The organism is Kribbella sp. (assembly GCF_035655035.1).
In the GTDB taxonomy this organism is placed as follows: domain Bacteria; phylum Actinomycetota; class Actinomycetes; order Propionibacteriales; family Kribbellaceae; genus Kribbella.
This window is the reverse complement of sequence record NZ_DASRVN010000094.1, coordinates 1-17,213: the sequence shown is the minus strand read 5'-3', so window position 1 is coordinate 17,213 and position 17,213 is coordinate 1. Positions and strand designations below refer to the sequence as shown.

The 17,213-nt window shown below is 68.8% G+C and carries 14 protein-coding genes and 1 pseudogene; 7 read left to right on the top strand and 8 right to left on the bottom strand.

Annotation, left to right across the window (positions count from 1 at the left end; genetic code table 11):
• The coding region (locus tag VFF46_RS05615) for an SMP-30/gluconolactonase/LRE family protein (RefSeq protein WP_325035939.1) at nt 1–863 on the bottom strand (863 nt) is incomplete at its 3' end.
• A gap of 108 nt (nt 864–971) precedes the next feature.
• Between VFF46_RS05615 and VFF46_RS05610 the strand changes: the two genes are divergently transcribed.
• The 4 genes from VFF46_RS05610 to VFF46_RS05595 all read left to right on the top strand — a co-directional run bounded on the left by VFF46_RS05610 (nt 972) and on the right by VFF46_RS05595 (nt 7,253).
• Nucleotides 972–2,393 (top strand): three-helix bundle dimerization domain-containing protein, encoded by a 1,422-nt coding sequence (locus VFF46_RS05610; protein WP_325035938.1) that lies wholly within the window; start codon nt 972–974, stop codon nt 2,391–2,393.
• A 144-nt stretch (nt 2,394–2,537) separates the two neighbouring features.
• Nucleotides 2,538–4,289 (top strand): acetyl/propionyl/methylcrotonyl-CoA carboxylase subunit alpha, encoded by a 1,752-nt coding sequence (locus tag VFF46_RS05605; RefSeq protein WP_414673037.1) that lies wholly within the window; start codon nt 2,538–2,540, stop codon nt 4,287–4,289.
• A gap of 179 nt (nt 4,290–4,468) precedes the next feature.
• Nucleotides 4,469–6,376, top strand: a complete 1,908-nt coding sequence (locus VFF46_RS05600) for a CASTOR/POLLUX-related putative ion channel (RefSeq protein ID WP_325035936.1) — start codon at nt 4,469–4,471, stop codon at nt 6,374–6,376.
• Nucleotides 6,377–6,389: 13 nt separating this feature from the next.
• Nucleotides 6,390–7,253 (top strand): peptidylprolyl isomerase, encoded by an 864-nt coding sequence (locus tag VFF46_RS05595; RefSeq protein WP_325035935.1) that lies wholly within the window; start codon nt 6,390–6,392, stop codon nt 7,251–7,253.
• Nucleotides 7,254–7,307: 54 nt separating this feature from the next.
• On the opposite strand, the gene VFF46_RS05590 is transcribed toward VFF46_RS05595, so the two are convergent.
• The 3 genes from VFF46_RS05590 to VFF46_RS05580 all read right to left on the bottom strand — a co-directional run bounded on the left by VFF46_RS05590 (nt 7,308) and on the right by VFF46_RS05580 (nt 11,164).
• Nucleotides 7,308–8,480, bottom strand: coding sequence for a glycoside hydrolase family 76 protein (locus tag VFF46_RS05590; protein ID WP_325035934.1), 1,173 nt, complete (start codon nt 8,478–8,480; stop codon nt 7,308–7,310).
• 117 nt (nt 8,481–8,597) lie between these two features.
• Nucleotides 8,598–9,788: a SpoIID/LytB domain-containing protein gene (locus tag VFF46_RS05585; protein ID WP_325035933.1), complete on the bottom strand. Its 1,191-nt coding sequence runs from the start codon at nt 9,786–9,788 to the stop codon at nt 8,598–8,600.
• Nucleotides 9,785–11,164 (bottom strand): peptidoglycan recognition protein, encoded by a 1,380-nt coding sequence (locus tag VFF46_RS05580; protein WP_325035932.1) that lies wholly within the window; start codon nt 11,162–11,164, stop codon nt 9,785–9,787. The genes VFF46_RS05585 and VFF46_RS05580 overlap by 4 nt, the downstream gene beginning before the upstream one ends.
• Before the next feature lie 162 nt (nt 11,165–11,326).
• On the opposite strand from VFF46_RS05580, the gene VFF46_RS05575 reads away from it, so the two are divergent.
• A complete protein-coding gene (locus tag VFF46_RS05575) occupies nt 11,327–12,181 on the top strand; it encodes a hypothetical protein (RefSeq protein WP_325035931.1) in 855 nt (284 codons plus the stop codon).
• Nucleotides 12,182–12,233: 52 nt separating this feature from the next.
• Here the strand turns inward: VFF46_RS05575 and VFF46_RS05570 are convergent, their stop codons facing one another.
• The 3 genes from VFF46_RS05570 to VFF46_RS05560 are packed head-to-tail and all read right to left on the bottom strand — an operon-like array spanning nt 12,234 to nt 14,951.
• A complete protein-coding gene (locus VFF46_RS05570; RefSeq protein WP_325035930.1) occupies nt 12,234–13,145 on the bottom strand; it encodes a hypothetical protein in 912 nt (303 codons plus the stop codon).
• 1 nt (nt 13,146) lies between these two features.
• The gene (locus tag VFF46_RS05565; protein WP_325035929.1) at nt 13,147–14,058 is read right to left on the bottom strand and encodes a hypothetical protein; all 912 of its coding nucleotides are present in this window, start codon (nt 14,056–14,058) and stop codon (nt 13,147–13,149) included.
• A 5-nt stretch (nt 14,059–14,063) separates the two neighbouring features.
• Nucleotides 14,064–14,951 (bottom strand): hypothetical protein, encoded by an 888-nt coding sequence (locus VFF46_RS05560; protein ID WP_325035928.1) that lies wholly within the window; start codon nt 14,949–14,951, stop codon nt 14,064–14,066.
• 102 nt (nt 14,952–15,053) lie between these two features.
• Between VFF46_RS05560 and VFF46_RS05555 the strand changes: the two genes are divergently transcribed.
• Nucleotides 15,054–15,941 (top strand): hypothetical protein, encoded by an 888-nt coding sequence (locus tag VFF46_RS05555; RefSeq protein WP_325035927.1) that lies wholly within the window; start codon nt 15,054–15,056, stop codon nt 15,939–15,941.
• 223 nt (nt 15,942–16,164) lie between these two features.
• A complete protein-coding gene (locus VFF46_RS40580; RefSeq protein WP_414673036.1) occupies nt 16,165–16,911 on the top strand; it encodes a Scr1 family TA system antitoxin-like transcriptional regulator in 747 nt (248 codons plus the stop codon).
• On the opposite strand, the pseudogene VFF46_RS05550 reads toward VFF46_RS40580, so the two are convergent.
• Nucleotides 16,908–17,213: pseudogene (locus VFF46_RS05550) on the bottom strand (hypothetical protein); the annotation flags it as partial. The gene VFF46_RS40580 and the pseudogene VFF46_RS05550 overlap by 4 nt on opposite strands.

The following is a 17,213-nucleotide window of genomic DNA, read 5'->3' as shown; positions in this document are numbered from 1 at the left end:
GTCGCGGTGAGGAACAGGCGGTTGCGTTTGGGGCCGCCCCAGGTGAGGTTGCTGACGGTTTCGGGGACCAGGAGTTTGCCGAGCAGGGTGCCGTCGGAGTGGTAGATGTGGACGCCGTCGGCGGCCGAGGCCCAGATCCGGCCCTGGGTGTCGAGGCGGATGCCGTCGAAGATGCCGTTGCCGCACTCGGCGAACAGTTCGCCGCCGGAGAGCTTGTCTCCGTCGACGGTGAAGACGCGGATCGTCGCCTCTTCGGAATCGGTGATGTAGAGCAACGACTCGTCGAGCGAGAAGGCCAGCCCGTTCGGGCGGTTGAAGTCGTCGGCGACGCGGGTCAGGGCGCCGTCCGGCGCGACCCGGTAGACGTGGCAACCACCGGTCTCGATCTCGCCCTTGTACCCCTCGTAGTCGGAGTCGATCCCGTACGCCGGGTCCGTGAACCAGACGGATCCGTCGCGCTTCACGACCACGTCGTTCGGGCTGTTCAGCCGCTTGCCGTCGTACTCGTGGGCGAGCACCGTGATGCCGCCGTGGTGCTCGGTGCGGGTCACCCGGCGGTTGCCGTGCTCGCAGCTCACCAGCCGGCCCTCGGTGTCGCGGGTGTGGCCGTTGGTGTTGCCGGCCGGGTGCCGGAAGACCGAGACCTGGTACGACGTCTCGTCCCAGCGCAGGATGCGGTCGTTCGGGATGTCGCTCCAGAGCAGGTAGCGGCCGGCGGCGGAGTACACCGGGCCCTCGAGCCAGCGGCCGCCGGTCCACAACCGTTCCAGCCGGCTGTCGCCGCGGATGCCGGCGAACCGGTCGTCGAGCTTCTCCCAGACCGCCGGGACGGTTCCCGCCAACGGTTCCAGAATTCCGGTCATCAGGACTCCTCGTTGTTGGACCTCTGGGACGGAAGGATATGCGTGGCGCCGCATACGGGGGCTTGAGGTCCGGCGCCGCTCAAGTGACCGTCCTGTGGAGACATCCTCTTGAAGCTTGACACCGTACGTGAACAGAAGGCGATCGAGAACCTGACCAGCAGGCTCACCGCGACCTTCGCCGACATCCATACTCCCGAAGACATCGAAACCGCGATCCGCAGCGCCCGCGACTCCTTCGCCGGCGACCCGGTCCGCGACTATGTACCGATCCTGGTCGAACGCATCGTTCGCGAAGAACTGACCCCGAAGCCGGACACGCAGGCCGAACCGGACGAGCGCCTGGCCAAATGGACCAGACCAGCCGTCGCGCTGGAAGCCGGAGCAGATCAAGCCGCCGTGACACCCAGCGGGTTCGGCGCCTTCGGGCGGCGGTTCCCGATCGCGCTGCCGGCCGCGGTCGCCGGGGTGCTCGTCCTGGCGACGGTGGCGACCGTACTCGTGGTGCGCAACGGCAACAACGCGCAGGCCAGTCCCAGCCTGATCACGCTCACCGGCGTGATCGGCTCCGAGAAACGCGCGTACTTCGAGGACCCCGACGTCAAGGCCGCGCTCGCCAAGCACGGGTTCGAGGTCAAGGTCGACACGGCAGGGTCGCGCGAGATCGCCACCTCGGTCGACCTGAGCAAGTACGACTTCGCGTTCCCGTCCAGCAGCACCGCGGCGGAGCGGATCCTGAAGCCGCGGTCCGGCCGGCCGGCGGTGAACGGGATGGAGTACTCCGTGTTCTCGTCGCCGATGGCGATCGCGACGTTCCAGCCGATCGTCGACCTGCTGTCCGCGACCGGGATCGCCCGCAAGGTCGACGGCGCCTGGTACTTCGACGTCCGCAAGTACGTCGACCTCGCGAAGGCGAACTGGCGCTGGACGAACATCCGCGGCAACACGACGTACCCGGTGAACAAGCGGATCCTGATCACCACCACCGACCCGCGGACCTCGAACTCGGCGGCGATGTTCCTGTCGATCGTCACGTATGTTGCCAACCACAACACCGTGGTGCAGAGCGAGGCGGACGAGAAGAAGGTGCTGCCGCTGGTCGCGCCGCTGTTCGTGAACCAGGGGTACACCGACAACTCCAGTGAGGGCCCGTTCGACGACTACCTCTCGCTCGGCATGGGCAAGTCGCCGATGGTGAACATCTACGAGGCCCAGTTCGTCGAGGCCGCGGTCGAGCACCGGCTCAAGCCGGGCATGGTGCTGATGTACCCGTCGCCGACCGTGCAGTCCAAGCACACGCTGGTCTCCCTGAACGGAGGAGGCGAGAAGCTCGGCGAACTCCTCTCGACCGATCCCGAACTCCAGGAACTCGCGGCGCGGCACGGCTTCCGCACCACGGACGAGACCCAGTTCGCGAACATCGTCGGCCAGCGCAACCTCCCGGTCGCCAAGGACGTGCTCGACGTCGCCGACACCCCGACGTACGACACGCTCGAACGCCTCCTGGACGCCGTGTCGAAGTCCTACCGCTGAGTCCCTGCACGGGAGCGCCGTCCACCAAGTGGACGGCGCGACCAGCACTCAGACAGTGTGAGCAACGCCCTGTGCTCCTGGAGGGCCGGTTGACCCTAGACTCGGGCCAGCCGAAGGGAGTCAGCTGTGTCCGACAGCAAGCAGATCACCAAGGTGCTGGTCGCGAACCGGGGCGAGATCGCCGTGCGGGTCGTCCGGGCCGCCGCCGACGCGGGGATCCAGAGCGTCGCCATGTACGCCGACCAGGACCGGGACGCGCTGTTCGTCCGGCTCGCGGACGAGGCGTACGCGCTCGGCGGGTCGACGCCGGCCGACTCCTACCTGAACATCGCGAAGATCCTGGACGTCGCGGTCCGCTCCGGCGCGGACGCCGTCCACCCGGGGTACGGGTTCCTGGCGGAGAACGCCGCGTTCGCCGAGGCAGTGATCGACGCGGGCCTGATCTGGATCGGCCCGCCGCCGTCGGCGATCGACTCGCTCGGCGACAAGGTCAAGGCGCGGCACATCGCGGAGCGGGTCGGCGCGCCGCAGGTCCCCGGTACGCCGGACCCGGTCGCGGACGCGTCCGAGGTGGTCGCGTTCGCGCAGGAGTACGGGCTGCCGATCGCGATCAAGGCGGCGTACGGCGGCGGCGGCCGCGGGATGAAGGTCGCGCGCACGCTGGACGAGGTACCGGAGCTGTTCGAGTCCGCCGTCCGCGAGGCGACCAGTGCGTTCGGCCGCGGTGAATGCTTCGTGGAGCGGTACCTGGACAAGCCGCGGCACGTCGAGACCCAGTGCCTGGCCGATGCCCACGGCAACGTTGTCGTAGTGTCGACGCGGGACTGCTCGCTGCAGCGCCGTTACCAGAAGCTGGTCGAGGAGGCGCCCGCGCCGTTCCTGTCGGACGAGCAAATGGAAATCCTTTACGCGTCGTCCAAGAAGATCCTCCGCGAGGCCGGGTACGTCGGCGCCGGGACGTGCGAGTTCCTGGTCGGGCAGGACGGGCTGATCTCGTTCCTCGAGGTGAACACCCGGCTGCAGGTCGAGCACCCGGTGTCCGAGGAGGTCACCGGGCTGGACCTGGTCCGGGAGATGTTCCGGATCGCGCAGGGCGAGGAGCTGGGGTACGACGACCCGGTGGTGTCCGGGCATTCGATCGAGTTCCGGATCAACGCCGAGGACGGCGGGCGCGGCTTCCTCCCGGCGCCGGGGACGCTGCTGAAGTGGCACGCTCCGTCCGGGCCCGGCGTCCGGCTGGACGGCGGGTACGACCAGGGCGAGACCGTGCCGGGGGCGTTCGACTCGCTGGTCGCGAAGCTGATCGTCAGCGGCCGGGACCGGACCCAGGCGCTGGAGCGGTCGCGGCGGGCGCTGCGCGAGTTCGTCGTCGAGGGCATGCCGACGGTGATCCCGTTCCACCAGGCGGTGGTGTCCGACCCGGCGTTCGTCGGTACGGACGGGTTCACGGTGCACACCCGCTGGATCGAGACCGAGTACGACAACCAGCTCACGCCGTACGACGGGCCGACGGCCGAGGCTCCCGAGGACGCCGAGCGGGAGAAGGTCACGGTCGAGGTCGGCGGCAAGCGGATCGAGGTCGTGCTGCCCGGCGGCCTGGGCGGGATCGCCCCCGCGGCTGCGGCCGGTAAGAAGAAGCCGGCTCGGCGGGCCGGTGGCACCAAGAGCTCCGCGGCGTCCGGCGATTCGCTGACCTCGCCGATGCAGGGCACGATCGTGAAGATCGCCGTCGAGGAGGGCGCGACCGTCGCCGAGGGCGACCTGATCGTGGTCCTCGAGGCGATGAAGATGGAACAGCCCCTGAACGCCCACAAGGCCGGCACCGTCACCGGCCTGACCGCCGAAGTAGGAGCCACGGTCGCCGCCGGCGCCGCCATCTGCGACATCAAGGACTGACCTCACCAACCACCCCCTCGCTCCGCTCGGGGCGGGGGGTTGGGGTCGCCCTCGCTCCGAGCGGGGCGGGGGTTGGGGTCGCTCCGCTCCGAGCGGGGGCTGTTTGTTGGTCCTCTCGGGGTTGTTTCAGCCTGGGCGTGGCATAGTGCGCGAGTTGGGTTGGACGTGAGGAGCGGGGTATGTGGCGGGAGCGGGCCCGGTACTGGTTCGACAGCACGATGTCGCGGGGTACGCCGGCGTTGATTGCCTGGCTGGGGTTCGCCTCGGCCCTGATGGTGCTGGTGATGTCACTGCTGGTGATCGTGCTGGTGCCGAAGGACGTGGTCCAGCACGGGGGCTGGACGGAGATGTTCTGGATGGCGCTGTTGCGGGCCATCGACACCGGCACGATGGCCGGGGACCAGGGCAGCCACTTGTTCCTGTTCCTGATGCTGATGATCACGATCGGCGGGATCTTCGTGGTGAGCGCGTTCATCGGTGTCATCACGACCGGCCTGGACGCCAAGATCGAGGATCTGCGGAAGGGCCGCTCCCGGGTGGTCGAGCGCGGGCACACGGTCGTCCTCGGGTGGTCCGAGCAGGTGTTCACGGTGGTCGCCGAGCTGGTGCAGGCCAACCAGGACCAGCGCCGTACCTGTGTCGCGATCCTCGCCGACAAGGACAAGGTCGAGATGGAGGACGAGCTCCGGGCCCGGATCGGCGACCACGGGAAGACCGTGGTGGTCTGCCGGACCGGGAACCCGCTGCGGCCCGCCGACCTCGACCTGGTGAACCTGTCCGCGGCGAGTTCGGTGATGGTGCTGCCGCCGGCCACCGCGGACGCCGACATCCAGGTGATCAAGATCCTGCTCGCCCTCGGCGAACGGGCCCGCCAGGCCGACGGGCCGCAGGTGGTGGCGGCGCTGCGGGAGTCCGACAACCTGGCCGCGGCGCAGCTCGCCGGCGGGCCGCGGACGCAGCTGATCGGCGCCGACGACCTCGCCGTACGGCTGATCGTGCAGGCGCACCGGCAGTCCGGGCTGTCCGCGGTCTGCATGGAGCTGCTGTCGTTCGGCGGCAACGAGTTCTACCTGCGCGACGATCCGGCCGCGGCCGGGCAGCCGTTCGGTGAGGTCAGCCGGACGTACGACCGTGGTGTCGCGGTCGGCATCCGGTACGCCGACGGGCGCGTCGTCCTGAACCCGTCCGTCGACGCCGTCCTCGGCGCCGGCGACGAGCTGATCCTGCTCGCCGAGGACGAGGCGCTGATCCGCCGCTCCACGACCCCCGCGCAGATCGTCGAGGACGCGATCGCGGTGTGCGCCCAGCCCGAGCCGTGCCCCGCCCGGACGCTGATGATCGGCTGGAACAAGCGCGCCCCGAAGATCCTCGAGCTGCTCGACGACTTCGCGACCTGCGGCTCACACCTGCAGATCGCCGGCACCGACGAGCCGCGGCCCGGTACGTACCCGAACCTGACGATCGGTACGACGACCTGCGACCCGACGAACCGCGGCGCGCTCGAGGCGCTCGACGTGAGCAGCTACCAGCACGTCATCATCCTGGCCACGGACGAGCTCGACGAGCAGCAGGCGGACGCCCGGACGCTGCTCACACTGCTGCACATCCGCGACCTCGAGCAGCGGCTCAACGCGCCGTACTCGATCGTCAGCGAGATCAACGACGACGCGAACCGGGAGATCGCGCAGGTCACCGAGGCCGACGACTTCGTGGTCAGCGAGAAGCTGATCAGCCTGCTGCTCACCCAGCTCAGCCAGAACCTGCACCTGGCCGAGGTGTTCACCGAGCTGCTCGGGCCCGAGGGCGCGGAGATCTACCTGAAGCCGGCCGCCGACTACGTCGTACCGGAGAGTGCCGCGAACTTCGCGACCGTCGCGGAGGCGGCGCGCCGGCGGGGCGAGACGGCGATCGGGTACCGGGTCGCGAGCGCGTTCCACCGCCCGCCGGGGTACGGCGTCGTCCTGAACCCGGCGCGGGACGCCGCGCTGACGCTGACCGCGGACGATCGGGTGATCGTACTTGCCGACCTCGGATTGACAGACAGTTCTCAGGTTGACGCTGTAAGTTCCGTCCAGGCATCCGGTTGAGGAGGGTTACTGCATGTCCAAGAAGACCCACCAGCAGCAGCTGGCGGCGCGGAAGGCGAAGCGGCAGGCCGAGCGGGAAGCGGAGCACCGGCGACAGCGCCGGAACCTCGCGGTCACCGTGGCGGCGGTCGTGACGGTGGTCGTGGTCGTCGTCGGGGCGTTCTTGGTCTTCGGGGGCGGCGGCAGTGACACCCCGGCGGCGAGTACGTCGGCCAGTACGTCGGCGGCCGCGCCGGACAGCAAGCCGTCGAGCATCCCGACGGCGATGTTCCCGGCGCCGAAGCGCGCGAAGGCGCTGGCCGCCGAGGTGAACTGCACGTACAAGAAGAGCGCGGAGCCGGCGGCGAAGAAGGTGAACCTGCCGGGCAACGGGAAGACGAAGGCGTCCGGTACGTCGAAGGTCAGCCTGAACACGTCGATCGGCGATCTGCAGCTGACGCTGGACAGTGCGCTGGCGCCGTGTGCGGTGAAGAACTTCTTGAGCCTGGTCGGGCAGAAGTACTTCGACAACACGAAGTGCCACCGGTTGACGGTGGGTGAAGGGCTGCAGGTGCTGCAGTGCGGGGATCCGACCGGGACCGGGTCGGGTGGGCCGGGATACAGCTTCGCGGACGAGGTTTATCCGACGCTGAAGTACGGGCGGGGGATGCTGGCGATGGCCAACTCCGGGCCGAACACCAACGGCAGTCAGTTCTTCATCGTGTACGGCGATGCGTCGGGGTTGACGGCGCAGTACACGGCGTTCGGGACCATCGACGAGCCGAGCCTGAAGCTGATCGACAAGGTGGCGGAGGCGGGCGTCACGCCCCAGAACAGTCCGCAGGACGGGACTCCCGTTATCCCGGTCGACATCAAGACGGCGACGGCTGCAGCCTGAAAACCAAACCGCGCAGCCCGTCCCTTGCGGGGACGGGCTGCGCGGTGCTGTTTGTCAGGCCAGGAGGCCGTAGCGGGAGCGGGGCCACGCCAGGAGGGCGTGGATTTGGGTTATGCCGGATTGCTGGAGTAGTTCCACCGTGCCCTCGCGGAACTTGTAGAGGTTGGTGGCGGGGTCGCGGGTGGTGTTCCAGTTGTAGTCGGCGTAGGACTGCATCGCCTGGCGGTAGCGGGGGTCGGGGCTGACCGAGTCCAGGATCAGCAGGTTCTTGAACCAGATCGAGTTGAACGCGGCGCCTTGTTTCGCGAGCATCTCGGGGGTGTTGTAGAACGCCAGCGACGCGTTCGCGACCGCCTTCGCGTCCCGCAGGTAGCGCGCGTCACCGGTCGCCTTGAACAGCAACACGCCGGCGCCGAGCATCACGCCCTGGTTGTAGCTCCACTGCGTCTTCTCGACGTTCCCGGCGAGGTCGATGTGGTCCCAGTACAGACCGTTCGGCGCCAGCATGCAGGTCTGCGCCCACTGGTACATCTTCTTGGACCACGTCAGGTACGACTTGTCGCGGGTCAGCAGGTACAGGTGCGCACCGAGCTCCGCGCCCGGACCGTTCGAGATCGTGTTGCGGTCGTGGCTCCACGGCGCCTGGGTCCAGTACACGCCGCCCGCGCACGGGTGCGACGGGTCCGTGTCCCAGCCGTGCACGACGAGCGCGAAGATGTCCTTGGCCCGGGCCAGGGCGGCGGGGTCACCGGTCCGCTGGTACCGCTGGATCAGGTTCAGGCCGATCCACTCGTTGTCGTCGTAGAACTTGTCGCCGCCCTGCCCGTTCGGCGGCCGGACGTACGAGTCGTAACCGGTCGGCGTGGTCCCGGCGTTCCAGTAGAACTCGTACGCCGCGATCCGCCGGTCCGCCTCCGCCGACCCCGCGCGGCCCGCGCCGGGCACCCCGGCCAGGTCCTCGGCCGCGATCGCCGCCTGCGAGTACGGCCAGACGTACGAGTACGCGTTGGACTGGGTGTTCGGGTACTCCTCGAGCAGCAGGCCACCCTTGCCCGCGTCGAAGTACGTGTTGATGGCGTCGTACGACGCCCGCGCCCGGGCCGCCGCGACGGGGTCGGTCCCGCCGTCGGGGGCCGCATTCGCCGTGGCCAGGCTCAGCGATCCGAGGACCGTGACCGTCAGTACTCCGGCGGCGAGACGTGTTGATATACCAAGCTTTCTGCGCATCGACCTGCTCCTCCTGGGCGGTGGTTGACAGCGATGTCACGTTCTAACCGGCGCATGGACGGCACGTCAATGGTTCAGCCGCCAGGCTCTTCGGCAAGCCCAGTTGGTATATCAGGATCAGCGGGCCGGGAAGCTGATCCAGGCCGAGCGCAGATGCAGCCGGATCCGGACCTGGTCGGCGGTCAGCACCCGCGACCCGCGAGACCCGACGGCCTGTACGGTGACCGCCCGGCCGCCGCCCGGGCCGACTCCGGTCCGCTTCAGCACCCGGACGTACCGGATCGTCCCGACCTGGAACACCGCCTGCATCTCCGCGGCCGTCCGGGTCACCGTCCAGGTGACGTTCGGGTTCCCGTTCCGCGGGTACGCGTCCCAGCCGTCCACCTTGGTCAGCTGGTACGGCGCGTCGCCGGCCGCCGTCGCCCCGCCGTTCGACGACGAGAACTCCGCGATGATCGGCCTGCCCTGGTACAGCCGGATCTGCCCGGCGGTGGCCGCGATCGCGTTGTTCGTCGACGTCTCCTCGTCGTCGTACCCGCCGTACACCTGGCAGGACGTGGTGTCGCACAGGTCGTACGCCCTGTCCGTCGCCCGGTTCCGGTAGAAGACCGAATAGGTGCGCGCGGCAACGGCCTGAGCCTGCAGCGCGGCGGGCCGCCAGCTGGTCACGGCTTCCCGCGGTACGACGCCGCGCAGGTAGTACTCGAGCGGCAGCACGTTCACGGTGTCCAGATGCGCTCCGGACACGTCGATCGCCCGCAGCGTGCCGCGGTACCGGCGGACGTCGCCGCTCGGCAGCACCAGTCCGATCACGGACGCGCCCTCGTACTGCGCCATACCCGTGAACGTCTTGTAGAGCGTCCATTTCCGGGTCTTCGTGTTGTACCAGCTGAGCTTGGTGCCGTGCTCGCCGTTCGGGTCGATCGACCACTGGTTGATCGTCGATGCCTTGGGCAACGGATATACCTTGCCGGTGGCAAGCGACCGCACCGCGAGCCCGTTCACCGCGACGACCCGGACGCCGTCGGTGGTGTCGGCGCTGATCCGCACCCGGATGGTGCCGGACGCCTTCCCGGTGGTCGTCCCCGGGTAGTAGAAGTCCAGGATCTGCTTCACCGACTTCCCCGCCAGCGCGGCCCCCTGGGCGCCGTACTGCGACAGCCCGCGGCCGTGCCCGAACCCGCGACCGGTGATCGCGGTGTCCGGCCCTGTCACGGCAGGCGCGGCCGGCGTGATCTCGCGGGCGTGCGCGGTCGTACTGACCATTGCCGACGACAGCACCACCGCCGCGATCACACGTTTTCTCATAGTGCCCTCCCGTAGACGACCTTGACCTGCCGGGTGCGGCGGTCCCAGACCAGCCAGCCGCGCTGGAACTTCTGCCGGACCCCGCCGTGCACCTGGTACGCGTCGGTGATCGGCAACCCGAGCCGCGCACTGCCCGCGCCGAGCAGCCGGTACCGGCTCCGGAAAGCGCCGGCTGTGGAATGCGGGCCGGTGGCAACGGAGTAGAAGACGTCCCGGGTGGCGAAGTACGTCGCCCGGCCGGTCCGGGTCGGGTGTTCACCCCAGAACGGCTGACCGATGTTCCGGAAACCGAGTTTCCTTGCGTACCGGTAGATCGGGGTCGAGAAACTCCCGCCCATCAAGGTGTTCACCCGTTGCCGCAGCCAGCCGAGCTTCTTGTACAGCTCGGTCCCGGGACAGTCCGTGGCCTTCGTGTCGCGATGCCCGGAAACCGTGTGCAGAACTTTCCCGTCGAGCCGGATGGTTGCCGAGGGCGACCGGTAGTTGGCGTCCAGCTTCCAGGCGAGCACCCGGGCCGTCGACTCGAGCATCGCCGCCGGCGGCGCGACCTGGTCGAAGTTCCCGATCACCGCGACGCCGAACGAGTTCGCGTTGTACCCCGCCGTGTGCGCGCCGAGCACCGGCAACTGCGCGCCGCCGGCCCGGCCCTCGAAGATCCGGCCGAACCGGTCGACGAGGAAGTTGTACCCGAGGTCGCACCACCCGCGGCTCTTCACGTGGTACGCGTACATCGCCCGCACCATCGCCGCGACCTGCGTCCGGGTGTAGTCGTTGCGGTCCGCGGTGTGATGGACGAACGCCCCGAGCACCGTCGTCGTGTACCTCGGCCGCGCGCAGGATGCCCCGTTGTACGTCCGCAGCCGTTCGTCGGCGCCCCACCGGCGCCGGCTGACCATCAACGGCATCGGGTACGGCGACGCGCTCGAGGCGGCTTGGGAGGCGGGGCCGACGCCGGGTTCGTCGGCGTCCGTGCTCAGGACACCGGGCTGGATCAGCACGACCTTGGCCCCGGAAACCGGCGTACCGGTATCACTGACAGCACTCGCCTGGACGCCGGTGGCATTTCCGACCCATAACGGTTCGGTGCCCGCTCGCTGAATTCCTTCGGGCACCAATGGATCGGGTCCGTGATCGTCCTCGACAGATAACGATTGCCAATCGGTCCATTTCCCGTTCTGCCGTACCCGGACCTTCGCGGTGACGTTCCGCACACCTTCCGGCCAGGTGATCCCGACCATTCCGTACGGCGATGTCGCGGTCTGGACGGACGGTCCGTCCAGGGGAATCTCCTGGTAGGAGGGGTTGTCGGCGGGTTGCAGGGGGACCAGTGCGGTCGCGGTCAGCACGAGCGGGAGCAGTCGCGCGGTCTTGCCCATAGGCGGCCTTCCGGCGGGGTTCGGACAGACGCTGGGCGGCGCGCTCCTCGATTATGCGTCGCCGGTGACCGCTTTCCCGGGATTGCATCACCCTGCGTGGCGGCGGCCCGCCTTGCGGCATTCGATAGGGTTGCCGGAAAGGACCCCCGAGAGAGGCCCGTCATGGAATTCATCCTGATCATCGCGGTCGTGGTGATCGCGGTGCTGGCGTTCAGCTCCTACCGCCGGACCAAGCTGCAGAACCAGAAGCAGCACGAGATCACCGCCGCCGAGCTCGAAGCGGTCAAGCGGACCGCCGACGAGGACATCACCCGGTTCGGCGAGGAACTGCAGGCGCTCGACCTGGACATGGTCGGCAAGGACCTCGGGGACGGCGCCCGGCAGGACTACCAGCGCGCGCTGGACTCCTACGAGTCCGCCAAGCAGGCGGTCGGGCAGGTGACCCAGGCCGACCAGATCAAGCACGTGATCGAGATCCTCGAGGACGGCCGGTATGCCGCCGCCTGCGTGAAGGCGCGGGTGAACGGCGAGCCGCTGCCGCAGCGCCGTCCGGCCTGCTTCTTCAACCCGCAGCACGGCCCGTCCGTGGTCGACGTGATGTGGTCGCCGCCGGGCGGCGCGCCGCGTGAGGTGCCGGCCTGTGCGGCCGACGCCGAGCGGGTCCGCGCCGGTGCCGAGCCGGACGTCCGCAAGGTCATGGTCGGCCCGCAGCGCGTGCCGTACTGGGAGGCCGGCCCGGCGTACTCGCCGTACGCGCAGGGTCTGTTCGGCGGCGTCGGCGGCGTGCTGACCGGCATGTTCATCGGCACCGCGCTCGGCGGCATGTTCGCGGGCGGCGGCTACGGCGACTACGCGGACGGCTACCAGGACGGCATGGCCGACGGCGACTCCGGGGACAACGGCGGCGACAACGGCGACAACGGCGACTTCGGCGGGGACGGCGGCGGCGACGGCGGGGACGGCGGCGGTTTCGACTTCGGCGACTTCGGTGGCGGGGACTTCGGCGGCGACTTTTAGAAACACGACAAGGCCCCGGTGACCAGCTGGTCACCGGGGCCTTGTTGTGTTGTCACTCGCCGAACAGGTGCTCCGCGGTGTCCGACGCGCCGCGGACGTTGATCGCGTCCACGTGCTTGCCCGGCAGCTGGCCCAGCGGGCTGATCGCCGTCGCCGTACCGTTGGCGTGCCCAACGGCGTACAGGTCGGCCTTGCCGGTCTCCTTGTCGATCGCGGTCAGCAGCGTGCTCTGCGTCCCGCACTTCTCGGCGACCAGCGAGTCGTACGAGCCCCAGCCGCTGCTCCGCAGCTGCTTGACCACGGGCTTCAACGGGCTGGCCAGCGGCAACCGGATCGTGACCAGCCCACCGCTCTTGGTGGTGGCCAGGAACGTGTCGTACGTCCCGGTCTGGCTGATCAGCGCCAGCGCCTTGTACGACCCGAAGCCGGTCGCGGACCCGGCCGCGCGCCAGGTGTTGTTCGGTCCCGGCGTCCAACGGAGCAGCGTGCCATCGCCGCGCAGGCCGTACAGCGTGCTGCGGACGTCCGGCGACCCGACGTACGGCTGGTAGATCGACTCCTCCACCGCGGTGAAGGTGCCCCAGCCGCTGCCGACCCTGGTCAGCTTCTGGAACGGGTCGCCGGTGCTGTCCTCGTACCCGAACGACGCGTTGTACAGCGTGTCGTTCAGGATCACCGAACCGGTGTACGTCACGCCGGAGCCGGTGCCGAGCATCGAGAACCACGACGTACTCGCCTTGGCGATCCCGGCCGTGAACAAGTGCGTCCCGGCGCCTGGGTCGGACGCGGTCGGCGGCGTGCTCGCGGTGATCCGGGTGCCGGTCAGGTTTCCGCCGGCGGTGATCGAGTCGACCTCCATCACGCACGGGTTCGCGGCCGCCTGGGCCGGCGCCGAGACGGCCAGGCCGCCGGTCACGGCCGCCGCGATCGCGACCGCGGCGGTCATCCACTTGCTCGTCCTCATGTCATTCTCCGAACAGGGGCGGGGTGCCCTCAGGGGTGTTGAGGAAGTAGACCGGGTCCTTGTAGGTGCCGGGGAGCTTGCCGAGGCCGCGGATCACGGTCGCCGCACCGTTGGCGTGCCCAACGGCGTACAGGTAGGCCGAGCCGGTGTCCTTGTCGACCGCGGCGAGCAGCGTGCTCTGGGTGCCGCACTTCTCCGCGACCAGGTTGTCGAACGCCTGCCAGGTGGAGGTCCGGATCTTCTTCACGACCGGCGCCTGCTTGATGTTCGCCGGCACGTGGATCGTGTAGAGCGCACCCCCGTAGGTGTTGGCCAGGAAGGTGTCGTACGTCGCGGTCTCGCTGATCAGCGTCATCGTCTTGACCGCCGAGTAGCCGCTGTACCGCGAGGAGAGCTTGTGGTCGGCGTCGTACCGGTAGAGCACGCCGTCGCCGCGCAGCTTGTACATCGCGCCGCGGACCGTCTTGCCGCCGTAGAACGTGTCCTCGACCGCCTTGTACCCGTTGTAGCCGCCGCCGATGGCCTTCACCCCGGCGAACGGCTTGCCGGTGGAGTCGGTGCCGTAGCCGCCGGAGTACAGCGTCGAGTTCAGGATCGCGTAGCCGCTGCTCGAGGACTCGCCCGCAATACCGATGGACTCGGTCCAGGTGGACAGGACCTTCGCGGATCCGGCCGGGAACAGGTGCGGGCCGGCCGTGCGCTTCGCCGTGATCGGCGAGGACGCGGTGACCTCGGTGTTCGCCATATTGCCACCGGCGGTGACCGAGCCCAGCCAGAGCTGGCAGGCCGCGGTCGCGCCGCTGGTCGCCGTCGGGGCCGCGGCCGCCGGACCGGCGGTCGCCGCGGACGCGATGGCCACGCCACCGAGGAGGACGGCCGAGGCCGCCGCTGCGGATGCGCGCTTGAGTTTCATGGAATTTACTCTCCGTTTCTGTTCGGTGCGTCGTCCTGCACCCAGCGAGAGATCACTGGGTCGCGATAGGTGCCCGGCACCTTGCCGAGTCCTTTGATCACGGTGGCGGCGCCGTTCGCGTGACCGACGGCGTACAGGTACGCCGCACCGGTGTCCTTGTCGATTGCCATCAGCAACGTGCTCTGCGCGCCGCAGCGCTCGGCGACGAGAGTCTCGAAGCCCTGCCAAGTGGAGGTCCGGACCTTCTTCACGGTCGGCCGCAGGCGGGTGTCCGCCGGGATGTGGATCGTGTACAGCGCGCCGCCGCGGGTGGTCGCCAGGAACGTGTCGTACGTCCTGGTCTCGCTGATCAGCGTCATCGTCTTCACGGACGCGAACCCGGCGTACTGGTGGACGTTCTTCCAGCTCGTCCAGCGGAACAGCACGCCGTCGTTGCGCAGCCCGTACCGCGCGATCCGGACGGCCGGCGAGCCGTACGTCGCCTGCTCGAACATCGTGAACTTGTCCCACCCGCCGCCGACCGGGTTCGGGTAGACGTACAGCTCCCCGGTCATCTCGTCGTAGCCCCACGACACCTGGTAGAGCCAGGCGCCGAGCACGACGTACGCGTCGTTCGAAGGGGTCCAGCGCCAGGTGGAGCTGATCCGGGCGGCGCCGGGCGAGAACAGGTGCGGGCCGGCGACGGTCTTCGCGGTCGGTGGCGCCGCGGCGGTGACGGTCGTGTTCGGCGCATCCCCGCGGCTCGTCACAGACTCGAGCTGCAGCTTGCACGGGGCGGCAGACCCGGTGGCCGGGGCGGCGGTGGCTGTGGCGGCGGTGGCTGGGACGGTCGCGAGAGCACCCAGCAGTACGGCGGCCGCCGCGGCGGCGGAAGCTCGTCTCAGGCTCTTCACACTCTGCACGATGCGGTCACGGCCGGAAAGGTTTCGACAACTTTCCGGAGCCGGGTGGTATCGAGTTGACGAGAACCTTTTCCGGAGAGGACCTGCCCCCCCATGAGCCTGACCCGAACCTCCGCCGTCGCGGCGTCCGCCGCACTGCTCGGCGCCCTCACTGTCGCCGCCCCCTCTGCAACGGCCGCGACCACGGCGGCCTGCACGATGTCCGTCGGCTCCATCACCGCCGGCGGCGACATCGGCTACTCGAACATCACCGCGGGCTCGCCGGTCACCGCGAAGCAGGGCACCGGCGTCCACATGTTCACGCCCGGCATCACGAAGCTGAGCACGACCTGGGTCCAGGGCCCGAAGACGGCGTCCGGTCAGCTGACGTCAGGCGAGGTGATGCTGAACACGAGCCTGTACCAGGCGTGGTACGGGACGGACAAGAACGGCAAGGCGGTCACCGGCTTCAGCAACTCCGGCAAGAACTACCAGGGCTACACGTACGAGGAGACCAGCTCGTACCGCGCGGACGGACTGATCGCTGACACGTACCGACTACGTGGTGACGGCGCCCTGTACCGCTTCGAGTGGCACTGGACCGACTTCCCGTACACGACCAACACCCGCTTCAACGGCTTCTCCGCCGTCAAGACGATGACCCTGATCAGCGAGACCCCGACGTACGACACCTTCCTCGCGAACACCCGCGGCGGTGCCCTCTACACCATCCACATCCCCCGCGCCGCCGGCAAACAACCGATCGTGAAGAAGATCCGCACCTCCACCTGGCAAACCTTCGAGTCCCTGGTAGCCGAACGCTGCGGCACCCAGAGCACCCTCCTCACCGCCATCGACAAGAACACCGGCACCGCGTACCTCTACGCCGTAAGCCACGGCGCAACCGTCATCAAATCCCTGGGCAAAATCCCCGGCACCTACAAAGACCCCGTCTACTACCTCCACACCACCCACCAAGTCCCCCCGCTCTACGGCGAGTAGGTCCCCCGACCCGGCACACACCGCAGGAGCTTGTCGACGGTTCGTGCACCTGTACGTCGAGGAGAGGCACCGAGCCGATCTCCGTCGAGCGCCCCCGGGGGTGCTCGACGGTGAGCTCGCGATGTCCTACGTCCTGGACAGTGACGACGACAGGTTCGAGATCCAGCTGTACGACCCACATCGCGAGTTCCGGCCAGCGGAAGCCTCGCGGCTGCCTTGAGCACTGGAGCATCCGAGGCCAGGAACGCGTTCGACCTCGACTGCGAGATTCCATCGCGAAGTCGAGCAGCTGTGGAAGGAGTACCGCCGCGACCTGCGCAAGGTCAGCAGCACGTGCAGGAGCGCAGCGGACCCCTGTACGCCGGTACGGGGTCTGCTCCGCGCGTACGAGACGATCGTCTTACCGGGAATCCTGCAGACAACCGGCCATGTGCGCGCCGAACTGACCATCAACGCCGAGCTTCACGGCCTATCGCTGGACGAGGTCGAGAGCGCCGCCGAGGCCCGCCCCGCACGGCAACAGCTGCTGCCCCACGGCAACGGGACCCACGCGTACACGTTCGTCATCAAATCCAGCGTGCTCGGCAACAGACTCGGCGGTCACGCGATCCAGCCCCAGCCGTGGGCGCCGTCGCAGTCACGCGGTCACCCGGTCACGCAGTCACGCCGTCACGCAGTCACGCAGTCACGCGATCTAGCCCCAGCCGTGGGCGCCGTCGAGGTCACGCGGACACCCGGACACGCGGGAGCAACTGGACTTCCTGAGCGACGTCACCCGTCTGCCGAACGTTGCTCTCGGCATCATCCCACCCGGCCACCGGAGTGCGGGTGGCTCGTCCGATTGCACCGCTCAGGGTGGAGTCAGCGATCGCCGGTGCTGGCGTTCCAGCGGCGGTTGTTCGTTAGTAGGGCCGGTGGTTCCTGTGTCCGTGCCGGTGCCGGTTCCGCCCAAGTTGCGGTTCGTGGTTAGTACGGCGGTGGTTCGTGTGTCCGTGCCGGTGCCTGTGCCTGTGCCTGTGCCTGTGCCTGTGCCTGTGTTGGTGTTGGTGGTGTGGGTGTGATGGGGCCGCGTGCTGGTGGGACGGTGGTGTAGCGGTGGCCGGTGGGGGTGGTGAGGGTGACGGAGCCGTTGGGGTGGGGTGTGGTGGTCCAGCCCCAGGTGGGGGTGTCTTTGATGATGTGGTGGTATTCGCAGTAGGGGACGAGGCCGGTGAGGTTGGTGCGGCCGGTTTTCGCGTAGGGGGTTGCGTGGTCGCGGTCGCATTCGCGGGA

Coding starts and splice junctions, on each gene's coding strand:
- VFF46_RS05600 (WP_325035936.1), top strand. CDS start 4,469: ATGTGGCGGGAGCGGGCCCGGTACTGGTTCGACAGCACGATGTCGCGG.
- VFF46_RS05570 (WP_325035930.1), bottom strand. CDS start 13,145: ATGAGGACGAGCAAGTGGATGACCGCCGCGGTCGCGATCGCGGCGGCC.
- VFF46_RS05590 (WP_325035934.1), bottom strand. CDS start 8,480: ATGCGCAGAAAGCTTGGTATATCAACACGTCTCGCCGCCGGAGTACTG.
- VFF46_RS05555 (WP_325035927.1), top strand. CDS start 15,054: ATGAGCCTGACCCGAACCTCCGCCGTCGCGGCGTCCGCCGCACTGCTC.
- VFF46_RS05580 (WP_325035932.1), bottom strand. CDS start 11,164: ATGGGCAAGACCGCGCGACTGCTCCCGCTCGTGCTGACCGCGACCGCA.
- VFF46_RS05585 (WP_325035933.1), bottom strand. CDS start 9,788: ATGAGAAAACGTGTGATCGCGGCGGTGGTGCTGTCGTCGGCAATGGTC.
- VFF46_RS05575 (WP_325035931.1), top strand. CDS start 11,327: ATGGAATTCATCCTGATCATCGCGGTCGTGGTGATCGCGGTGCTGGCG.
- VFF46_RS05595 (WP_325035935.1), top strand. CDS start 6,390: ATGTCCAAGAAGACCCACCAGCAGCAGCTGGCGGCGCGGAAGGCGAAG.
- VFF46_RS05565 (WP_325035929.1), bottom strand. CDS start 14,058: ATGAAACTCAAGCGCGCATCCGCAGCGGCGGCCTCGGCCGTCCTCCTC.